The following is a 19,025-nucleotide window of genomic DNA, read 5'->3' on the forward strand; positions in this document are numbered from 1 at the left end:
AAAATATTTCTGTATACAGAGATTAGGCGCCACCCCGAGACCCGTCAAGATTTATTGGAAAATATTTCCACTTATTTTTCTGCGCCAAAAAAAGCGCAAAATATCAGTGGCATAGAGAGTCAAATACTCCCCACACCCTCTCCTGATCGCCCATGGATCGGCCGGACCGCACCCCGGCTCAGTCGACATGACAAGGGTAATGTGTATGCCATCCTGCGGCGCGACTGGTGACATGCCGGCCCTGCCACCCCAGACGACGACACCCGCCGGCTGGCGGGTGTCGTCATGTCGCGCAGGAATGGCGAAACTCAGCGGCGCTGGCTGTAGGGCAGCGCCATGTGCCGGTTCACGTCCTTGTAGAGCAGGTAGCGGAAGGGCCCCGGGCCGCCCGCGTAGCAGGCCTGCGGGCAGAAGGCGCGCAGCCACATGTAGTCGCCGGCCTCGACCTCGACCCACTGCTGGTTGAGGTGGTAGACCGCCTTGCCCTCGAGCACGTAGAGGCCGTGCTCCATGACGTGGGTCTCGTCGAAGGGGATCACGCCGCCGGGCTGGAAGGTGACGATGGTCACGTGCATGTCGTGGCGCAGGTCGTCCGGGTCGACGAAGCGGGTGGTGGCCCACACCTCGTTGCAGTCCGGCATCACGGTCGGCGCGATGTCGTTCTCGTTGGTGACGAAGGCCTCCGGCACGTCGATGCCATCGACGACCTCGTAGGCCTTGCGGATCCAGTGGAAGCGCACCGGGGCGTCGGCCTCGTTGCGCAGCTGCCAGTCGCAGCCGGGCGGCAGGAAGGCGTAGCCGCCGGGTTCCATGCGATGCTTCTCGCCCTCGAGGGTCAGCGTCATCTCGCCGTCCACCACGAACAGCACGCCCTCGGCGCCGGCGTCGGTCTCCGGGCGCTCGCTGCCGCCGCCCGGGGAGACCTCCATGATGTACTGGGAGAAGGTCTCGGCGAAGCCGGAGAGCGGCCGCGACAGCACCCACAGCCGGGTCTTCTCCCAGTGGGGCAGCTTGCTGGTGACGATGTCGCGATAGACGCCCTTGGGAATCACCGCGAAGGCCTCGGTGAACATGGCCCGGTCGGTGGTCATCACCTTCTGGCTCGGATGGCCGCCCTTAGGGGCGTAGTACTGGTGGCGCGGCTGACTCATGAAGTGGACTCCTGTTCGCTTTCGGTCGGCGCGACGGCCGCGCCTGGCGGCAGGGTCACGCGGATGTCGATGGGGGACTCGTCGCAGTTGTTGCCCTCGCCGCCACGGTCGACCACCAGGAACTCGCCCTCGCGCTCCAGCACCGACTGGATGGCGTGCCAGGTGCCGGCGCGGTAGTTGACGCCCTGGCGGCCGTCGGTGACGAAGGCGCGCACCTCGCTCGGCGCGATGGCCTCGCCGGGCGGCGCCACCACCACGATGAAGCGCTCCTCGTGCATCGGCACGAAGGCCTGGCTGCCCTGGGGATGGCGCTCCAGGAAGGCGAGCTCCAGCGGCAGCGTGACGGGCTGGCTGACGAAGATGCTGATCAACGCGCGGGCCTGCTCGCCCAGCGTCTCGACCCGGGCCAGGTCGTGGTAGCGCCGGGTGCGGCCGGCGTTGATGGGGAAGTAGTCGGACGTGCGGGTGTCGATCACCTCGCCGAAGGGGGCGAAGGCCTCCGGGGTGAGGGGCTGGGCCTCGAGTTCAAGCATGACGGCTCCTGAGGGTCGCAGGGGGTGACGGGCGGCGCACCGCCCGTCCCAAGCTCGAAGATGACACCGGATCAGGGCGCCGGGTGGTGCTCGGCCCAGTGGCGGGCGATGTCCACGCGGCGGGTGACCCAGACGCGATCGTGGGCCTCGATATGGTCGAGGAAGCGCTGCAGGGCGCGGAAGCGGCCGGGACGGCCGAGCAGCCGGCAGTGCATGCCCACCGAGAGCACCTTCGGGGTCTCCTCGCCTTCCGCATAGAGCACGTCGAAGGCGTCGCGCAGATAGGTGAAGAAGTGGTCCGCGGTGTTGAAACCCTGGGGCGCGGCGAAGCGCATGTCGTTGGTGTCCAGGGTGTAGGGCACCACCAGGTGGCTGTGCTCGCGGCCCTGGCTGTCGGCCTCGCGGGTCCAGAACGGCAGGTCGTCGCCGTAGTAGTCGCTGTCGTAGAGGAAGTGGCCCTCGTCGAGCACCAGGCGGCGGGTATTGGGGCTGTCACGGCCGGTGTACCAGCCCAGCGGCTTCTCGCCGTAGAGCGACTGGAAGATCTCGATGGCGCGGCGCATGTGCTCACGCTCGACGCTCTCCGGCACGTTCTGGTAGTGGATCCAGCGATAGCCGTGGCAGGCGATCTCGTGACCCAGCTCCTGGAAGGCTTGGGCCACCTCGGGATGGCGCTCCAGCGCCATGGCCACGCCGAACACCGTCAGCGGCAGGCCGCGACGCTCGAACTCGCGCAGGATCCGCCATACGCCGGCCCGGGAGCCGTACTCGTAGATCGACTCCATGCTCAGGTGGCGGTCCGGATAGGCGTCGGCGCCGATGATCTCGGAGAGGAACTGCTCGGAGCCCTCGTCGCCGTGGAGCACGCAGTTCTCGCCGCCCTCCTCGTAGTTGAGGACGAACTGCACGGCGATGCGCGCCTTGCCGGGCCACTTGGCCTCGGGCGGCGTGCGGCCGTAGCCGATCAGGTCGCGAGGATAGTCCCCTCGGGTCGGTGAGGTCATGGCGTGGCTTCCTTCTTGTTGGGGCCGGTGGTCAGGGGCTGGCTCGATGGCGGGCGGCGTCCATCATGAGTGACAACAAATGTATACAATTAAAGGATAGGGTGTACCCACTAGCGTTGCAAGATCCCCTCCCCGGGAGCGGCGGCCAGCCGCCTCAACGCCAGGCTCCGGGCCAGGCCGGCCTCCAGGGAGTCGATCAGCCGTGCCTAGGGGCTTTCTCGGCGAACCGATATGGGCCACGCCTCGCTCGGCCGTCTCGGCCTCCACCTCGACCGCTTCGCCGAGAAAGGCCCGGACCCGGGCGGCCATGGCATCGGTCATGGCGGCGTTGGTGTTGCCGTTGAGCATCAGCAGGTGCATCGCCTCTCCTCCGAGGGGACTCGGGGACGCCCTCCAGCCCCCATTCTTGTATACAAGAAATCAAGCCTTTCGCCAAGGGGCCGCTGCCGTCCTCGCTAGCGCGTCGGGCTCACCCGCGCCACCGCCCTCGCTGAGGGGCGACGTCAACGCCGGATCGCCGCGGCGACCGGGAGAGGCGCCGTCGGCAATATGGTATCCATTAGCTTAAAGAAAATGTATACATGCTGCTCATATGCATGTCACCACTTGAATGTATACACTAGATGCCGGCATGATTTTTTCTCTAATTATGATTCATGTCGCTGATTTCAAAGGACTTACCAAGGGGCATCCCACGACGCGTCGGACTTGATCTGGCGAACCTGCCATTCTATTTTGTGTACAAGAAATAAATTCATTGTTCACAAAAACAACGAGGCAGCGAGCCCCCCATGAAGATTCGCGTCATCAACCCCAACACCACCCGCGGCATGACCGACACCATCGGCACCGCCGCCCAGCGCATCGCCGCCCCCGGCACCGTCATCACCGCCACCCAGCCGGCACACGGGCCGGTCTCCATCGAGAGCCACTTCGACGAGGCGATCAGCGCCGTGGGGGTGCTCGAGGAGGTGATGGCCGGCGAGCGTGAGGGCGTGGATGCCTATATCATCGCCTGCTTCGGCGACCCCGGCCTGCTGGCGGCCCGGGAGCTGACCCGGGCCCCGGTGATCGGCATCGCCGAGGCCGCCTTCCACATGGCCACGCTGATCAGCACCCGCTTCTCGGTGGTCACCACCCTGGGCCGCACCGGCATCATCGCCGAGCACCTGCTCGAGCAGTACGGCTTCGGCCACCACTGCCGGCGGGTCCGCGCCGCCGAGATCCCGGTGCTCGACCTGGAGGACGACGGCGACGCCGCGCTCACCCGCATCATCGAGGAGGGCCGCCGCGCCCGCGACGAGGACGGCATCGGCGCCATCGTGCTGGGCTGCGGCGGCATGGCCGACCTCACCGACGAGATCAGCGCCGCCGTCGGCCTGCCGGTGGTCGAGGGCGTGACCGCCGCGGTCAAGCTCGGCGAGGCGCTGGTCGGCCTGGGGCTTGGCACCAGCAAGGTGGGCGATCTTGCCTTCCCGCGGGCCAAGGCCTTCACCGGACGCTTCGAGCACCTCTCCCACGGCGCCGGCCTGGTCGGTTAAACCGCGCCGCGCAGGCGACCCCGGCCCCGAGCGGGCCGGAGAACAATCACAACGACAGCATCCCACTGCGAGGACCGTCCCATGACCCTCTCGACCTCCCGCGCCGTTCCCGGCGATGATATCCGGGTGACCCACGACACCCACCCCGACAACCCTCATGACACCAAGGCCGCCGGCAGCGAGTCGCTGGCCCCCCAGAAGACCCGCATCATGGGGCGCACCTCCTACCTGCTGGCCTGGTTCGGCGGCTGCGTCTCGATCGGCACCTTCACCATGGGCTCGAGCGTGGTCGGCACGCTGAACCTGCTGCAGGCGACGCTCGCGATCGCCATCGGCTGCTTCGTGATCGGCATCGCCCTGGCCCTGAACGGCGCCGCCGGCTACAAGTACGGCATTCCCTTCATGGTCCAGGCGCGCAGCGCCTTTGGCATCAAAGGCACCCGCCTGCCGGGGCTGGTGCGCGCCGTGCCCGCCATCGTCTGGTACGGCTTCCAGAGCTGGATCGGGGCCGGCGCGCTGAACATGGTCTCGGCGACCCTGTTCGGCTTCGATAACCTGATCTTCTTCTTCATCGCCTTCCAGTTCCTGCAGATCGCCCTGTCGGTGCTCGGTTTCCAGGGCATCAAGTGGCTGGAGAACATCGGCAGCGCCTTCATCCTGGCCTCGCTGGTCTACATGTTCTACAGCACCGTGCAGCGCTACGGCGACGAGCTCTCCGCCAGCATGCTGACCATGGAAGGCTCCTGGGGCCTGCCCTTCTGGGGCGCCACCATGCTGTTCCTGGGCATCTACAGCACCATGATGCTCAACGTCAGCGACTACTCCCGCGAGCACAAGGAGGGCAGCGGCCCGGGCCTCTTGACCACCCTCTACGCCATGTCGATCCTGCCCTGCACCCTGTTCATGGGCCTGATCGGCTACATGGTCTCCGAGGCCACCGGCGTCGCCGACCCCATCCAGGTGTTCGCCAACGCCGTGGACAACACCCCGCTGCTGATGACCACCCTGCTGTTCATCGCCTTCGCCCAGGTGACCACCAACGTGCTCAACAACGTGGTGCCGCCGACCTACGTGCTGATGGACACCTTCAAGCTGAAGTTCCGCACCGCCACCGTGATCGTCGGCCTGCTCGCCTTCGCGACCTTCCCCTGGGAGCTGGTGCAGCCGGACTCCGCCGACGGCCTGCAGCTCTTCGTGCAGACCTACTCCGCCTTCCTCGGCCCGATCTTCGCCATCCTGGTGGTCGACTACTACCTGGTGCGCCGCCGCACCCTGGACCTCGGCAAGCTCTACGACGAGCAGGGGCCCTACCGCGGCGTCAACCCGGCGGCCCTGATCGCCACCGCGGTGGGCATCGCCGCCGCCCTGACCTTCTCCTCCGTCTCCTGGTACGCCAGCCTGATCCCGGCCGGTGTCACCTACTTCCTGCTGATGAAGCACTGGGCCCCCTGCCAGCGCTTCTGCCAGTAACGCCCCGACCGCGGGGATAGCCTCCCCGACGCCCGGCCCCTCCCGCGGGAGGGGCCGGGATCACCACAGGAACAGAGGGCAGCTCCCATGACGGACATGACGGACCAAGCGCTGGAGATCCAGCATCGCGACCCGAGCCTCTACAACGACGACCTGGCCCCGATCAAGAAAGACGATCGCACCTGGGGCTGGTTCGAGATCTTCAACGTCTGGTCGAACGACATCCAGAGCCTGTTCGGCTACACCCTGGCGGCCTCGCTGTTCATCTCCTACGGCCTCAACGGCTGGGCGGTGATGGCGGCGATCATCCTGGCCGGCGTCGTGGTGATGTGGCTGGTCAACCTGACCGGCAAGCCGAGCGTCAAGTACGGCGTGCCCTTCCCGGTGATGATCCGCGCCAGCATGGGGGTGCGCGGCGCCAACTTCCCGGCCATGCTGCGCGCCATCATCGGCATCTTCTGGTACGGGGTGCAGACCTACTTCGCCTCCACCGCGATGGCGCTGCTGCTCACCGCCCTGTTCGGCGACCCCGGCGGCGAGTTCCTCGGCATGACGGCGATCGGCTGGCTCTCCTTCGTGATCGTCTGGGCCTTCCAGATCGCGCTGTTCTGGGCCGGCATCGAGAAGATCAAGCACTTCCTCAACTGGGCGGGGCCGCTGGTCTACGTGGTGATGGTGGCGCTGATGATCATCGTCTGGGTCAAGGCCGGCAGCGACCTGCTCCCCGCGGTGGGCACCATCTTCGGCGGCGAGAGCGAGTACCAGGGCAGCGCCGTCGGCGCCTTCCTGGCCATCACCGGCACCATGATCGCCTACTTCGCCGCGGTGGTGATCAACTTCGGCGACTTCACCCGCTTCGTGAAGAGCGAGCGGCAGATGAAGCTCGGCAACCTGCTGGGCCTGCCGCTCAACGTTGCCTTCTTCTCGTTCATCGCGCTGATCATCACCGCCGGCACCCTGGCGCTGTTCGGCGAGACCCTGACCAACCCCTCGGACATCATCGAGCGGGTCGACTCGCTGCCGCTGACCATCATCGCCGCCATCACCTTCTTCGCCGCCACCGTGGGCATCAACCTGGTGGCCAACTTCATTCCCCCGGCCTACGACCTGGCCAACCTCTTCCCGCGAAAGATCAGCTTTCGCATCGGCGGGCTGATCACCGCCATCATCGCCTTCTTCGTCGGCGCGCTGTGGGTCTCGGTGATCAGCCAGATCGGCATCGCCGGCTTCGTCAATGCGCTGGGCGCCATCGTGGCCCCCTTCTACGGCATCATCGTGGTCGACTACTACCTGGTGAAGCGCCAGCGCCTGAACATCCAGGAGATGTTCTCGAGCGACCCCGACGGCGCCTACCACTACGTCAAGGGCTGGAACCGGCGGGCGCTCGCGGCCTTCGGCCTGGCCGCGCTGTTCTCGGTCTCCTCGGTCTGGGTACCGGCGCTGGAGGCCCTGGGCGGCTATGCCTGGCTGATCGGGGCCGCCCTGGGCGGCGCCTTCTACGCCCTGCTGATGCGCCCCCGGCGCGCGCCGGTTCCCGCGCACTCCTGAGGGGCTTGGCCCCAACGCGACGCGCCCCGTGCCGATGGCACGGGGCGCGTCGTCGTTCGCGCGGCAAGGGTGGAGAAGACAGAAAAGGCGCTAGCCGGCGAAGATCTCGAACAGATCCGGCGCCTCGTCCTCCTCGACGTGGATCGACAGCGAGGCCTCGATCGCCTTCAGGTGGCGGCCCATGAAGGCCTCGGCACGCTCGCCGTTGCCGGCCTCCAGGTAGCCGATCAGGTCATCGTGGTCGTGGGACTCGCAGCCCAGGTGGCCGGCGTTGCCGTAGACCGCGAGGATCAGCGAGGAGCGCGAGCAGAGCCGCTCGACGAAGTCGGCCAGGGTGGCGTTGCCCGAGATGCTCGCCAGGCGCGTGTGGAAGTCCGCCGAGAGCCGGATCGCCGTGCTCTGCTCGCCGGACTTCAGGGCCTGGCGCTCGCGCCGGGCCATGTCGCGCAGCGCGGCCAGGTCCTCGGCGGTGATGCGCCGAGCGATCTCGCGCATCAGGCCGCACTCGACCATCAGCCGCGCATCGAAGACGTCCTTGGCCTCGTCGGCGGTGGGCCGGGTCACGCTGGCCCCGCGGCGCGGCGTCAGGGTCACCAGCTGCTCCAGGGCCAGGCGCTGGAGGATCTTGCGGATGCCGGTGCGGCTGACGCCGAACACCTCGGCCAGGGCGTCCTCGCGCAGGCGCGCCCCGGGCTTGAGGCGGTGCTCGATGATCGCATCGCTGATCGACTGGTAGATCGCCTCGTGACGCTTGGGACCGTCGCCGCTCTTGCCGGGGCGACCGCCGCTGTCGCCGGCCTGACTCCCGGCGACGGACTGACGCTGGTTCATGGACGCTGCGCTCCGTGAAAAGACCCGATATGCCGATCATTGTATACGCTTTGCGCCCCCCGACACGACAGCCGCCCGCCAAAAAGGCGGGCGGCTGTCAACGACGACGGGGCGGGAAACGGCTCAGGGCGTCCAGGTCGTCACCGCGGCGCGCTCCTCCTCGGTCATCTGGGTGATGTTGCCCAGCGGCATGTAGCCGCTCGCCACCACCTGCTGGACCTGCGCGATCTGACGCAGCAGCTGGTCCTCGGTCTCGAGGATCACCCCCGCCGGGGCCGCCGCGAAGCCGGCGTGTTCGGGGGCCTGGGCGTGACAGCTCACGCAGCGCCGCTCGACGATGGCGTGCACCTCGGCGAGCGACGTGGCGGCCGTGGCCGGCGCCTCGCCGCTCGTCGAGGGGGAGACGGCGGCGGTGGCCACGCCGTCCTTGCCGCTCGGCGCGCCGACCCAGACCGCCACCAGGATCAGCGCCACGCCCGCCGCCGGGTAGGCCGGCCGGATGGCACCCGCGTGCATCAGCACGAAGAACTGGCGGATCAGCGCGCCGGCGAAGATGAACAGCGCCATGATCACCCAGGAGAGCTCATGGGTGTAGGTGAAGGCGTAGTGGTTGCTGAGCATCAGCAGCACCACCGGCAGCGTGAAGTAGGTGTTGTGCACCGAACGCTGCTTGCCGCGCTTGCCGTCGATGGGATTCGGCGTCTCGCCGGCCTTCATCGCCTTCACCATGCGGCGCTGGCCGGGGATGATCCAGAAGAAGACGTTGGCGGACATGGCCGTGGCCATTACCGCACCGGTGAGCAGGAAGGCGGCGCGGCCGGCGAAGATCTGGGTGCTCAGGTAGGCGACCACCACCATCATCACCGCCACGGCCAGGCTCAGCACGCCGTCGCGCTCCATGTTGGGGCTGATGCGCTTGCACAGCTCGTTGTAGACCACCCAGCCGGAGAGCAGGAAGAGCAGCGCCACGGCGTTGGCCTGCCAGCCGGTCAGCTCGGCGGCCCAGGCCCAGTCGCTGCCCGGGTTGACCAGGTAGAAGCCGGGGTTGGTCATGTAGAGCAGCACGAAGAGGCCGAAGCCGGAGAGCCAGGTGGTATAAGCCTTCCAGAACGACCAGTGCAGGTCCTCGGGGAGTTTCTCCGGGGCGCTGGCGTACTTCTGATTGTGATAGAAGCCGCCGCCGTGCACGGCCCACATCTCGCCGAACACGCCCTTCTGCCTGTCCTCGGCGGCCTTGGGCGGCCGCAGGCCGTTGTCCAGCATCACGAAGTAGATGGACTCGCCGATCCAGGCGACGGCGGCGATCACGTGCAGCCACCGCAGCAGGAGGTTGGCAAAGTCCAGGAGATACGCTTGCATGAGTCGGCTCTCGTCTTTTGTCGTTATCAGTGGCGCCGAGGGGCTCAGCTGCCGCGATAGGTGGAGTAGCTGTAGGGCGAGACCAGCAGCGGCACGTGGTAGTGCTGGGAGGCGTCGGCGACGCCGAAGCGCAGCGGGATCACGTCGAGAAAGCGCGGGCTGTCGCCGGCCAGGCCCTGGCGATCGAGGTACTCGCCGGCGTGGAAGACCAGCTCGTACTGGCCCGCGGTGAAGGCCTCGCCCTCCAGGATCGGCGCGTCGCAGCGGCCGTCGTCGTTGGTCACCACCTCGCCGATCCGCTGGCGGCTGTCGCCCTCCAGGCGGTAGACCTCGATGCGAATGCCCTGCCCCGGGCGACCCTGCGCAGTGTCCAGCACGTGTGTGGTCAAGCGTCCCATGCGTCTCTCCTCTACGCCGAAGCCGGCGCTGGCGGCCGGCGGCCAGTGTGTGGCGACCCCCGGGAATTATCCGGATGTCGATAAGGACATTTCTAGCTCGAAGTGGAGTACATTTCAAAGCATTTTTTGTATACAGTTAAATCTCGTCCCGAGAGACACGCATCACCACCCGCAATGGAGGTCACGGCATGAGCGACAATACCTTTACCCCTCGCCCCAGCGAGCTCGACCGGATGCGTTTCGTCGAGCTGTACGGCGAGACCTACGAGCACTCCCCCTGGGTGGCCGAACTGGCCTGGCAGCAGGGCCTTAACAGCGAGCAGGACACCCCCGAGGGGCTGGCCGAGGCCATGGGGCGGGTGCTCTTGGGCGCCAGTCCCGAGCGCCAGCTCGAGGTGATTCGCGCCCACCCGGATCTCGCCGGCAAGGCGGCCATCGCCGGCACGCTCACCGACGACTCCACCCGCGAGCAGGCCGGCGCCGGCCTGGACCAGTGCACCCCCGAGGAGATGGCGCGCTTCGAGCGCCTCAACGCCGCCTACAAGGAGAAGTTCGGCTTCCCCTTCGTGATGGCCGTCAAGGGCCACGACCGCCACGACATCCTGGCCGCCTTCGAGACGCGCCTGGAGAACGACCCGGCCGAGGAGCGCCGCACCGCGGTCGAGCAGATCAACCGCATCGCCCGCTTCCGCCTGCAGGCCCGCCTCGGCTGAACCCGGCGGGCCGGCGCAGACGCCCGAGTCCTGACGAGCCGCCGGCCTGCCGGCGGCTCGTTTTTTATGCCCGTCGCGCCTCGCGATAAGGCCCCCTTTGACACGCGAGCGCGGACGCCCGGCCAAGGATCGGCCGGGCGTCCGCGTCCGTCGCGCGTCGCGTCGTTACTTCGAGGAGGCGCCGGTGGCCGCCGCCGAGCGGCCCTCGTCGCCCCCGGTGGCCTCACCCGCCGCCTCCGCGGCCGCCTCGGCATCCGCCTTGGCGATCTCCTCGCGCTCCCGGGCCTCGTCCGACAGCGACTTCCTCGGCAGCACGATGTTGAGCACGAAGGCGGTGATCGCCGCCACCACGATGGGTGCGCCGCCGATCACGTTCTGCAGCATCGCCGGGAACTGCTCGATGGCCGACGGCACCGAGGCGATGCCCAGGCTCAGCGCCAGCGCCAGGCCGACGATGGTCATGTTGCGGGCGGAGAGCTCGTCCTTGGTCAGCAGCTGGATGCCGGTCATGGTGATCATGCCGAACACCGTGATGGTGGCCCCGCCCAGCACCGGGTAGGGGATGGTGGTCATGATGGCGCCGAACTTGGGACTGAGCCCGGCCGCGATCATGAACACCCCGGCGATGGCCAGCACCGAGCGGCTGATCACCTTGGTCATGGCCACGATGCCGACGTTCTGGCTGAAGGTGGAGGTCGGCAGGGCGCCGAAGAAGGCGCTCGCCGCAGTGGTCAAACCGTTGCCCAGCAGGCCGCCGGTCAGTTCCTTGGTCTTCAGCTCGCGGTTCATGCCCGCCACGCTGGTGGCCGACAGGTCGCCGATGGTCTGCACCGAGTTGATCACGCAGATCACCACCATGGAGACCAGGGCGGCGGTGTGGAACTCCATCTCGAAGGGCATCACCTCCGGCACGGCGACCCAGCGGGCGTCGGCCACGGCGTCGAAGCTGACCATGCCCAGCGAGAGCGACAGCAGGTAGCCGACCAGGATGCCGACGATGATCGCCGAGAGCCTGACCACGCCGCGGCCGAACTGGGAGGCCGCCAGCACCGTCAGCAGGGTGGCGATGCCCACCCCCCAGTTGAGCGGGTCGCCGAAGTTCGGCGCGTCGACGTTGCCGCTTCCGGCCATGTAGCGGATCGAGATGTCGTAGAGCGACAGCCCGATCACCAGCACCACCGTGCCCGCGACGACCGGCGGGAAGAGGTGGCGGATGTACTGGATGAAGTAGCCCACCACCATCATGGTGATGCCGCCCACCAGCTGGGCACCGAGGATGCCCTCGATGCCGAACTGGCCGCCCACCGCGATCAGGGTCGGCACGTAGGCGAAGCCCACGCCGAAGATGGCCGGCAGGCGGGCGCCGAACTTCCAGACGCCATAGAGGTGGAACAGGGTGCAGATCCCCGAGGCCAGCACGGCGATCTGGATCAGCATCAGCTTCTCGGCCGGGGTCGCACCGACCACGCCGGCGATGATGATCGGCGGGGTGATGACGCCGGCGATCATCGCCAGCACGTGCTGCAGGGAGAGCGGCAGGGCCTTGCCGATCGGTGGCCTGCCGTGGAAGTCGAATAGCGAGGTGTTGCTGGCATTGCTCTGCATGGTCTCGGCCTTCGGAGTGGTGTTGTTGTGCGTTCAGCCGTCTTCGTCGCGCCGGCACGCTGCCGCCGACATATTGGATACACGATACTAGATCCAAAAACATACCATATCGAAAATAACTGTATACAAGAAACCAAACCTTCGCCGCGTCTCGCGTCGGCTGGACTAGACTCAAGTCAGTGAAAGCGTGACCGGAGCCCACCATGTTTCGTGACCGCCTCGAGGCGGCCGATCGCCTCGTCGATCGCCTCGCCGACCTCAAGACCGAGAAGCCGCTGATCCTGGCCATTCCCCGGGGCGCCGTGCCCATGGGGCGCCGGATGGCCGATGCCCTGGACGGCGAGCTGGACGTGGTGCTGGTGCGCAAGGTGGGCGCGCCGGGCAATCCCGAGTACGCCATCGGCGCGGTCGACGAGTCGGGCCGCGTGGCCCTGGAGCCCAGCGCCGGCCACTACCGCGAGGACGCGGTGAACCGGGAAGTGGAACGCCAGCGCGCGCTGATCGAGGAGCGCCGCCGGCGCTATACCCCGGTGCGCGCCGCCATCGATCCCGGAGGACGCGTGGTGGTGGTGGTGGATGACGGCAGCGCGACGGGGGCCACCATGGCCGCCGCCCTCGGCGCCCTGCGCGACCGGGGACCGAGACGGCTGATCGCCGCCCTGGGAGCCGCGCCGCCCGACACCGTGGCGCGGCTCGAGGGGCTGGCCGACGAGGTGGTCTGCCTGGAGGTCTCGCCCCACTTCCGTGCGGTGGGCCAGTTCTTCGCCGACTTCGGTCAGGTGGAGGATGAGGAGGTGATCGCCCTGCTGGGACGCGAGGCGGGCTGAGCGGCTTCGCGCCAGGGCCGCTGCCGCCGCGGGCGCGATGAGATGAGCGGAGAGAGGCGGCGCCATCACGCGAACGGGCGCCACCCGAGGGTGGCGCCCGTCATGCGATCGTCCGCCGGGTTCCGCCCGCCCCATCGTGCAGGGGCGGGCGAAACGCGCGGGGACTTACTTGCCGGCCGGGGCCGCGGCCTTGAGACCTTCCTCGGCGAGCTTCTGGCTCTCGCGAACGTACTCCTGGCTCAGGCTCATGAGCGTCTCGGCATCGCCGCGCAGGCGCTCGCCGAGCTGCTCGGTGGCCTTCTGCTGGGCGTCCACGGCCTTCTTCAGGCCCTCGGCGTCGCGCACGTCGAGCCAGCCGCGGGCCTGGGAGAGGCCCATGTCGGTCAGGGCGCGCACGGCGTCGAACTGGGCGGCGACCAGCTTCTCGGTGTAGTCGAGGTTGAGGGCGCCGAGGCGACGGGCGGGGGCCACGAAGGTGGACTCGAACTGCTCGGTCGCCTGCTGGGGGGTTGCCTTGCTCATGAAACACCTCCATCGGTTGTCGGCAACGGGACCTTCGGCCCCGTGTTGCAATGCAACATAGCAGGCCATTTTGTGCAGCGCAACATCTTCTCGCTCAGGCATTCTGCTTTCGCGACCGGCCCCTAACGACGACCCCGACGACGGCGCCCGGCCGAGGCCGGGCGCCGCAGGCAGCGAGCCTTCCAGGAAGCCTCAGCGATAGGCACCCTCGATGTCGGTGACGCGCAGGGCATTGCGCCCCAGGCCGTCGTGGAGGTCGAGCATGCGCTCGAGCCAGCCGTACACCGGGTCGGCGTTGGAGACGAGGTCGGCGCTGGAGACGCAGCGCGCCCACATGAAGTTGCCGAAGACCAGATAGTCGGCGCCTGCCGGGGCGTCACCGTCGAGGAAGTCGCCGTCCGCGAGCTGGGCGCGCAGCGGGGCCAGGGCATGATCCAGCTGGGCCAGCCCCTTGGCCGGGGAGTGGAACTCCTCGAGGGTGCGACCGAGGCGCTTCTCGCGGGTCTCGCGGAAGTAGGCGCGGTCGTCGGGATGGATGGCGTTGAGCAGGTCCATGACGATGGTGCGCAGCATGGCCGGGGCCATCACTCGCTCGGCGTAGTGCTTGAAGAAGCGCCCCCGTGCCTCGGCCAGTCCCTCGCCGAGCAGCGGTGCCTCGGGATAGGTGCGGTCCAGGTAGCGCAGGATCTCGTAGCTGTCGGTGACCACCTCCTCGCCGTCGACCAGCACCGGCACCTGATAGTGATCGGCGAAGGCCAGGGCCTCGGTGTCGTTGAAGCGCCAGGGCCGCGTCTGCACCTCGAGCCCCTTGTGGGCCAGGGCGAGGCGCACCCGCCAGCAGTAGGGCGAGAACCGCAGCCCCTCGTCGATGCCGCAGAGATCATAGAGCACCCGTGTCATGCCGCCTCCTCGTGTCGGGTTCCGGGCCTTCGATAGTGCCAGCCTTTGCGGCCGCCGCCAACGCCGTGTCGGCCCGGTAGTCCGGCGACAGCGGCTTGCCCATTAGTCTAACCCCCTGCCCCCGTCCCGGTCCGGCACCGGGGCCGCATGTGCATTACAAGTCATTGAATAGAAGCTCCTTTCACGAAACGGTGACGCGCCGATCCGAGCCTTCCATATTGGTCAGACCAATGTTCCAACAGTGGTCAAGCCCACGGCTTGCGCTTAAGGTCGCCACCACAACACGCCCTCGCGGGCACGCTCACGCTCCACCGTTCCCCTGTGAAAGGAACCTTCCATGAACGAAACCACACTCGCGCTGCTCGCCTTCGTGCCCCTGGTGCTGGCCGGGGTGCTGCTGATCGGCCTGCGCATGGCCGCCCGGGTCGCCATGCCGATCGTCTTCGTGGTCACCGCGCTGATCGGCCTGCTCGCCTGGCAGATGAGCTTCACCCGGGTCCTGGCCTCCACCCTGCAGGGCCTGATGCTGACCGTGGCGATCCTGTGGATCATCTTCGGCGCCATCCTGCTGCTCAACACCCTCAAGCACTCCGGGGGGATCACCGCCATCCGCAACGGCTTCTCGGGCATCAGCCCGGATCGCCGCGTGCAGGCGATCATCGTCGCCTGGCTCTTCGGCTGCTTCATCGAGGGCGCCTCGGGCTTCGGCACCCCGGCCGCGGTGGCCGCGCCGCTGATGGTGGCGCTCGGCTTCCCGGCGCTGGCCGCCGTGGTGGTGGGCATGATGATCCAGTCCACGCCGGTCTCCTTCGGCGCCGTGGGCACGCCGATCGTGGTCGGGGTCACCGGCGGCCTGGATCGCGCTGGCATCACCGAGGCGCTGGAGGCCGGCGGCAGCGGCTGGCTCGAGTACTATCACCTGATCGCCGGTGAGGTCGCGGTGATCCACGCCCTGGTCGGCGTGCTGATGCCGCTGATCATGGTGATGATCATGGTGCGCTTCTTCGGCGCCAACCGCTCCTGGAAGGAGGGGCTCTCCATCGCCCCCTTCGCGCTCTTCGCCGGTGTCGCCTTCGTGGTGCCCTACGCCCTGGCCGGCATGCTGCTGGGACCGGAATTCCCGTCGATGATCGGCGCCATGGTGGGCCTGGCCATCGTCGTGCCGGCGGCCCGTCGCGGCTTCCTGCTGCCCAAGGACACCTGGGACTTCCCGCCCTCCACCGCCTGGCCGGACAAGTGGCTCGGCAAGCTGGTGATCAAGACCGAGGACGTGGTGGGCAAGACGCCGATCACCACCGTCATGGGCTGGGTGCCCTACGTGCTGCTGGCCGTCTTCCTGGTCGCCTCGCGCACCATCGAGCCGCTCAAGAGCGCGCTCACCTCCGTCGCCATCGGCTGGAGCAACATCCTCGGCGAGACCGGCATCTCCGGCAGCATCCAGCCCCTCTACCTGCCCGGCGGTATCCTGCTGGCGGTGGTGCTGGTGACCGCCGTGCTGCATCGCATGCGCCTGGGCGAGCTCAAGGCGGCCTTCGGCGAGTCGAGCCGGACCCTGCTGGGCGCGGGCTTCGTGCTGATCTTCACCATCCCCATGGTGCGGATCCTGATCAACTCGGGCGTCAACGCCAACGACCTGGTCTCCATGCCGGTCGCCATGGCGCAGCTCGTCGCCGACGGGGTGGGTGGCATCTACCCGCTCTTCGCGCCGGCCGTGGGCGCCCTGGGGGCCTTCATCGCCGGGTCGAACACCGTCTCGAACCTGATGCTCTCCGACTTCCAGTTCAACGTCGCCCAGCAGCTCGGCGTCTCCACCACCCTGATGGTCGCCCTGCAGGCCGTGGGCGCCGCGGCGGGCAACATGATCGCCATCCACAACGTGGTCGCGGCCTCCGCCACCGTGGGCCTGCTCGGCCGCGAGGGCGAGACCATCCGCAAGACCATCCTGCCGACGCTCTACTACATCCTCGCCGCCGGCGCGATCGGGCTGCTGGCCTTCTACGTGCTGGGCATCGGCGACCCGCTGCTGGACCTCGGCTGATCCCGGCGTGCGCCTGGCCATGGACCGGGCGCCCCCGGAACGACGCACCGCCCCCACGGCCCGGCCGTGGGGGCGGTGCGCCTTCCGGGGGCCGCCGGCGCTCGGCGCCCCTACTCCCACTCCTCCAGGCGCATCGCCGAGCGCTCCAGGCGCTGCTCCTCGGCCTCGATCTCGCCCAGCTGCTCGCCGATGCTCGTGAGGTGCTCCAGGGCGGCGCGCCGGGCGAGCTCGGGCTTGCCGTCGACCACCGCGTGATAGAGCCGGGCGTGCTGGCGATTGATCATCTCCCGGCAGTGGGGGCGGTGATAGAGGTTCTTCACCGAGGCGAACACCGAGCTCAGCAGCAGGTCCGTCAGGCTCTGCAGCGTGTGGACCAGCACCGGATTGTGGGAGGCCTGGCAGATGGCCAGGTGGAAGCCGTGGTCGAAGCGCGCCAGGCGCTCGGCCTCGATCGACTCGGCACCCTCCACGTAGTCGACCATCTCCCGGTAGCGGCGGGTGATCAGCACCCGATCCGAGGCCGTGCCGCGGCTGGCCGCCAGACGCGCCGACTCCCCCTCGAGCAGTGCGCGCACCTCCAGCAGGTCGAAGAGGGTCCGCGGATGGTCGCGGAAGAGATGCATCAGCGGAGAGTCCAGGGGCGTGGCGACCAGCGGGGCGACCACCGAGCCCCGCCCCTGGCGGGTCTCGATGACGCCCTTGCTGCGCAGCGTGCGCAGCGCCTCGCGCAGGGAGGCCCGGGACACCTGCAGGCGCTCGCTGAGCCGTCGCTCGGAGGGGAGCAGCTGGTCCGGACGGAAGACGCCGTCGAGGATCAGCTCCTCGAGCCGGGCCGCGATGGCGTCGGGCGTGCGCGAGGTGATCCGCAGCTCTTCATGGTAACGGGGCATGATCGTGCTCTCCGGGGATGCCAGGGCGTATCCCGAGGGTGTATTGTGGAAAAACTTTCCACAATACTACCAAGGACTGGTCTGACCAGCGAACCAGAGACTGGACACGCCCGCCATTAAGGCACAGATTGGTTCCACACAGGTCATGTGCCCGGCCCGGTGGGCGATGGGCACGCAAGCGAGGAAGCCCCATGAACATCCTCTACGACGAGCGGCTCGACGGCGAGCTGGCGACAATCGACAAGGCCGAGGTCCTGGCCGACCTTGAGCGCTCGGCGCCGGGCCTCACCCTGCTGCACCGCGAGGAGGACCTGCGCCCCTTCGAGTGCGACGGCCTCTCGGCCTACCGCGTGCTGCCGATGCTGGTGGCGTTGCCCGAGACCCTCGAGCAGGTCGAGACGCTGATGAAGCGCTGCCGGGCGCTGGGGGTGCCAGTGGTGACCCGCGGCGCCGGCACCGGACTCTCCGGCGGCGCCCTGCCCCTGGAGCAGGGCGTGCTGCTCGTCATGTCGCGCTTCAACCGCATCCTCGACATCGACCCGGACGCCCGCATCGCGCGCCTGCAGCCCGGGGTGCGCAACCTCGCCATCTCCGAGGCGGCGGCGCCCTACGGGCTCTACTACGCCCCCGATCCCTCGTCGCAGATCGCCTGCTCGATCGGCGGCAACGTCGCCGAGAACGCCGGCGGCGTGCACTGCCTGAAGTACGGGCTGACCGTGCACAACGTCATGAAGGTGGAGGTGATCACCATCGAGGGCGAGCGCATGACGCTCGGCAGCGAGGCGCTGGACGCCGCCGGCCTCGACCTGCTGGCGCTGTTCACCGGCTCCGAGGGCATGCTCGGCGTGGTCACCGAGATCACCGTCAAGCTGCTGCCCAAGCCCGAGACCGCCAAGGTGCTGATGGCGAGCTTCGACGACGTAGAGAAGGCCGGCCGGGCGGTCGGCGACATCATCGCCGCGGGCATCATCCCCGGCGGGCTCGAGATGATGGACAAGCTCGCGATCCGCGCCGCCGAGGATTTCGTCAAGGCCGGCTACCCCGTCGAGGCCGAGGCCATCCTGCTCTGCGAGCTCGACGGCGTGGAGGCCGACGTCGACGACGACTGTGCCACGGTGCGCCAGGTGCTCGAGCGGGCCGGCGCCACCGACATCCAGCAGGCCCGGGACGAGGCCGAGCGCGCGCTCTTCTGGGCCGGGCGCAAGAACGCCTTCCCCGCGGTGGGGCGGATGTCCCCGGACTACTACTGCATGGACGGCACCATCCCTCGCCGGGAGCTGCCGCGGGTGCTCAAGGGCATCGCCGAGCTCTCCGAGGCCTACGGCCTCAAGGTCGCCAACGTCTTCCACGCCGGCGACGGCAACATGCACCCGCTGATCCTCTTCGATGCCAACCGCGAGGGCGAGCTGGAGCAGGCCGAGGCGCTCGGCGGCAAGATCCTCGAGCTGTGCGTCGAGGCCGGCGGCTCGATCACCGGCGAGCACGGCGTCGGCCGCGAGAAGATCAACCAGATGTGCGCCCAGTTCAATCCGCACGAGCTGACCCTCTTCCACGCGGTGAAGGCGGCCTTCGACCCCGAGCGCCTGCTCAACCCGGGCAAGAACATCCCGACGCTGGCCCGCTGCGCCGAGTTCGGCGCCATGCACGTCCACAACAACGAGCTCCCGCACCCCGAGCTGCCCCGATTCTGAGGAT

17 protein-coding genes are annotated in these 19,025 nt (G+C 68.2%); 7 read left to right on the plus strand and 10 right to left on the minus strand.

Annotated elements, in window-relative coordinates:
• Positions 1-308: 308 nt before the first annotated feature.
• The 3 genes from FIU83_RS14240 to puuE all read right to left on the minus strand — a co-directional run bounded on the left by FIU83_RS14240 (position 309) and on the right by puuE (position 2,688).
• Positions 309-1,151 (minus strand): bifunctional allantoicase/(S)-ureidoglycine aminohydrolase, encoded by an 843-nt coding sequence (locus FIU83_RS14240; protein ID WP_152484652.1) that lies wholly within the window; start codon positions 1,149-1,151, stop codon positions 309-311.
• Positions 1,148-1,684 (minus strand): ureidoglycolate lyase, encoded by a 537-nt coding sequence (locus FIU83_RS14245; RefSeq protein ID WP_152484653.1) that lies wholly within the window; start codon positions 1,682-1,684, stop codon positions 1,148-1,150. Before FIU83_RS14245 ends, FIU83_RS14240 begins: the two co-directional genes overlap by 4 nt.
• 71 nt (positions 1,685-1,755) lie before the next feature.
• On the minus strand, positions 1,756-2,688 hold the full coding sequence (gene puuE / locus FIU83_RS14250; protein ID WP_152484654.1) for an allantoinase PuuE: 933 nt from the start codon (positions 2,686-2,688) through the stop codon (positions 1,756-1,758).
• Positions 2,689-3,479: 791 nt separating this feature from the next.
• Between puuE and FIU83_RS14255 the strand changes: the two genes are divergently transcribed.
• From FIU83_RS14255 to FIU83_RS14265, 3 genes are all read left to right on the plus strand, one after another.
• The gene (locus tag FIU83_RS14255; RefSeq protein ID WP_152484655.1) at positions 3,480-4,229 is read left to right on the plus strand and encodes an aspartate/glutamate racemase family protein; all 750 of its coding nucleotides are present in this window, start codon (positions 3,480-3,482) and stop codon (positions 4,227-4,229) included.
• Positions 4,230-4,310: 81 nt separating this feature from the next.
• On the plus strand, positions 4,311-5,699 hold the full coding sequence (locus FIU83_RS14260) for an NCS1 family transporter (protein WP_253939487.1): 1,389 nt from the start codon (positions 4,311-4,313) through the stop codon (positions 5,697-5,699).
• Positions 5,700-5,786: 87 nt separating this feature from the next.
• Complete coding sequence (locus FIU83_RS14265; RefSeq protein WP_216645035.1) at positions 5,787-7,247, plus strand: NCS1 family nucleobase:cation symporter-1; 1,461 nt, start codon at positions 5,787-5,789, stop codon at positions 7,245-7,247.
• A 90-nt stretch (positions 7,248-7,337) separates the two neighbouring features.
• On the opposite strand, the gene FIU83_RS14270 is transcribed toward FIU83_RS14265, so the two are convergent.
• The 3 genes from FIU83_RS14270 to uraH all read right to left on the minus strand — a co-directional run bounded on the left by FIU83_RS14270 (position 7,338) and on the right by uraH (position 9,835).
• Positions 7,338-8,078, minus strand: a complete 741-nt coding sequence (locus FIU83_RS14270) for a GntR family transcriptional regulator (protein ID WP_152484656.1) — start codon at positions 8,076-8,078, stop codon at positions 7,338-7,340.
• 123 nt (positions 8,079-8,201) lie between these two features.
• Positions 8,202-9,437: a urate hydroxylase PuuD gene (locus tag FIU83_RS14275; RefSeq protein ID WP_152484657.1), complete on the minus strand. Its 1,236-nt coding sequence runs from the start codon at positions 9,435-9,437 to the stop codon at positions 8,202-8,204.
• Positions 9,438-9,481: 44 nt separating this feature from the next.
• Positions 9,482-9,835 (minus strand): hydroxyisourate hydrolase, encoded by a 354-nt coding sequence (gene uraH, locus FIU83_RS14280; RefSeq protein ID WP_152484658.1) that lies wholly within the window; start codon positions 9,833-9,835, stop codon positions 9,482-9,484.
• A 188-nt stretch (positions 9,836-10,023) separates the two neighbouring features.
• Between uraH and uraD the strand changes: the two genes are divergently transcribed.
• The gene (uraD, locus tag FIU83_RS14285) at positions 10,024-10,548 is read left to right on the plus strand and encodes a 2-oxo-4-hydroxy-4-carboxy-5-ureidoimidazoline decarboxylase (RefSeq protein WP_152484659.1); all 525 of its coding nucleotides are present in this window, start codon (positions 10,024-10,026) and stop codon (positions 10,546-10,548) included.
• Positions 10,549-10,713: 165 nt separating this feature from the next.
• On the opposite strand, the gene FIU83_RS14290 is transcribed toward uraD, so the two are convergent.
• On the minus strand, positions 10,714-12,153 hold the full coding sequence (locus FIU83_RS14290; protein WP_152484660.1) for a uracil-xanthine permease family protein: 1,440 nt from the start codon (positions 12,151-12,153) through the stop codon (positions 10,714-10,716).
• Positions 12,154-12,356: 203 nt separating this feature from the next.
• Between FIU83_RS14290 and FIU83_RS14295 the strand changes: the two genes are divergently transcribed.
• The gene (locus FIU83_RS14295) at positions 12,357-12,980 is read left to right on the plus strand and encodes a phosphoribosyltransferase (protein WP_152484661.1); all 624 of its coding nucleotides are present in this window, start codon (positions 12,357-12,359) and stop codon (positions 12,978-12,980) included.
• 165 nt (positions 12,981-13,145) lie between these two features.
• On the opposite strand, the gene FIU83_RS14300 is transcribed toward FIU83_RS14295, so the two are convergent.
• Both FIU83_RS14300 and FIU83_RS14305 read right to left on the minus strand, forming a co-directional pair.
• Entirely contained in the window at positions 13,146-13,502 is a 357-nt protein-coding gene (locus FIU83_RS14300; RefSeq protein ID WP_152484662.1) for a phasin family protein, read from the minus strand.
• A gap of 192 nt (positions 13,503-13,694) precedes the next feature.
• Positions 13,695-14,402: a glutathione S-transferase family protein gene (locus FIU83_RS14305; protein ID WP_152484663.1), complete on the minus strand. Its 708-nt coding sequence runs from the start codon at positions 14,400-14,402 to the stop codon at positions 13,695-13,697.
• Between the two features lie 337 nt (positions 14,403-14,739).
• Between FIU83_RS14305 and FIU83_RS14310 the strand changes: the two genes are divergently transcribed.
• The gene (locus FIU83_RS14310; protein WP_152484664.1) at positions 14,740-16,440 is read left to right on the plus strand and encodes an L-lactate permease; all 1,701 of its coding nucleotides are present in this window, start codon (positions 14,740-14,742) and stop codon (positions 16,438-16,440) included.
• 110 nt (positions 16,441-16,550) lie between these two features.
• On the opposite strand, the gene glcC is transcribed toward FIU83_RS14310, so the two are convergent.
• Positions 16,551-17,330 carry a transcriptional regulator GlcC gene (gene glcC, locus FIU83_RS14315; protein WP_152484665.1) on the minus strand — a complete coding sequence of 260 codons (780 nt, stop codon included), beginning with the start codon at positions 17,328-17,330 and terminating at the stop codon, positions 16,551-16,553.
• Between the two features lie 191 nt (positions 17,331-17,521).
• Here glcC and glcD point away from each other — a divergent pair, with 191 nt between their 5' ends.
• Positions 17,522-19,021: a glycolate oxidase subunit GlcD gene (glcD, locus tag FIU83_RS14320; RefSeq protein WP_152484666.1), complete on the plus strand. Its 1,500-nt coding sequence runs from the start codon at positions 17,522-17,524 to the stop codon at positions 19,019-19,021.
• Positions 19,022-19,025: the final 4 nt, after the last annotated feature.

The sequence above is a fragment of the Halomonas sp. THAF5a genome (assembly GCF_009363755.1).
Taxonomy (GTDB): Bacteria; Pseudomonadota; Gammaproteobacteria; order Pseudomonadales; family Halomonadaceae; genus Halomonas.

Excerpts from the sequence above, each read along its gene's own strand:
- FIU83_RS14295 (WP_152484661.1), top strand. The coding sequence starts at position 12,357 with ATGTTTCGTGACCGCCTCGAGGCGGCCGATCGCCTCGTCGATCGCCTC.
- FIU83_RS14300 (WP_152484662.1), bottom strand. The coding sequence starts at position 13,502 with ATGAGCAAGGCAACCCCCCAGCAGGCGACCGAGCAGTTCGAGTCCACC.
- FIU83_RS14240 (WP_152484652.1), bottom strand. The coding sequence starts at position 1,151 with ATGAGTCAGCCGCGCCACCAGTACTACGCCCCTAAGGGCGGCCATCCG.
- FIU83_RS14265 (WP_216645035.1), top strand. The coding sequence starts at position 5,787 with ATGACGGACATGACGGACCAAGCGCTGGAGATCCAGCATCGCGACCCG.
- puuE (WP_152484654.1), bottom strand. The coding sequence starts at position 2,688 with ATGACCTCACCGACCCGAGGGGACTATCCTCGCGACCTGATCGGCTAC.
- FIU83_RS14305 (WP_152484663.1), bottom strand. The coding sequence starts at position 14,402 with ATGACACGGGTGCTCTATGATCTCTGCGGCATCGACGAGGGGCTGCGG.
- FIU83_RS14245 (WP_152484653.1), bottom strand. The coding sequence starts at position 1,684 with ATGCTTGAACTCGAGGCCCAGCCCCTCACCCCGGAGGCCTTCGCCCCC.
- FIU83_RS14290 (WP_152484660.1), bottom strand. The coding sequence starts at position 12,153 with ATGCAGAGCAATGCCAGCAACACCTCGCTATTCGACTTCCACGGCAGG.
- FIU83_RS14275 (WP_152484657.1), bottom strand. The coding sequence starts at position 9,437 with ATGCAAGCGTATCTCCTGGACTTTGCCAACCTCCTGCTGCGGTGGCTG.
- FIU83_RS14260 (WP_253939487.1), top strand. The coding sequence starts at position 4,311 with ATGACCCTCTCGACCTCCCGCGCCGTTCCCGGCGATGATATCCGGGTG.
- FIU83_RS14310 (WP_152484664.1), top strand. The coding sequence starts at position 14,740 with ATGAACGAAACCACACTCGCGCTGCTCGCCTTCGTGCCCCTGGTGCTG.
- uraD (WP_152484659.1), top strand. The coding sequence starts at position 10,024 with ATGAGCGACAATACCTTTACCCCTCGCCCCAGCGAGCTCGACCGGATG.
- glcD (WP_152484666.1), top strand. The coding sequence starts at position 17,522 with ATGAACATCCTCTACGACGAGCGGCTCGACGGCGAGCTGGCGACAATC.
- FIU83_RS14270 (WP_152484656.1), bottom strand. The coding sequence starts at position 8,078 with ATGAACCAGCGTCAGTCCGTCGCCGGGAGTCAGGCCGGCGACAGCGGC.
- uraH (WP_152484658.1), bottom strand. The coding sequence starts at position 9,835 with ATGGGACGCTTGACCACACACGTGCTGGACACTGCGCAGGGTCGCCCG.
- FIU83_RS14255 (WP_152484655.1), top strand. The coding sequence starts at position 3,480 with ATGAAGATTCGCGTCATCAACCCCAACACCACCCGCGGCATGACCGAC.
- glcC (WP_152484665.1), bottom strand. The coding sequence starts at position 17,330 with ATGCCCCGTTACCATGAAGAGCTGCGGATCACCTCGCGCACGCCCGAC.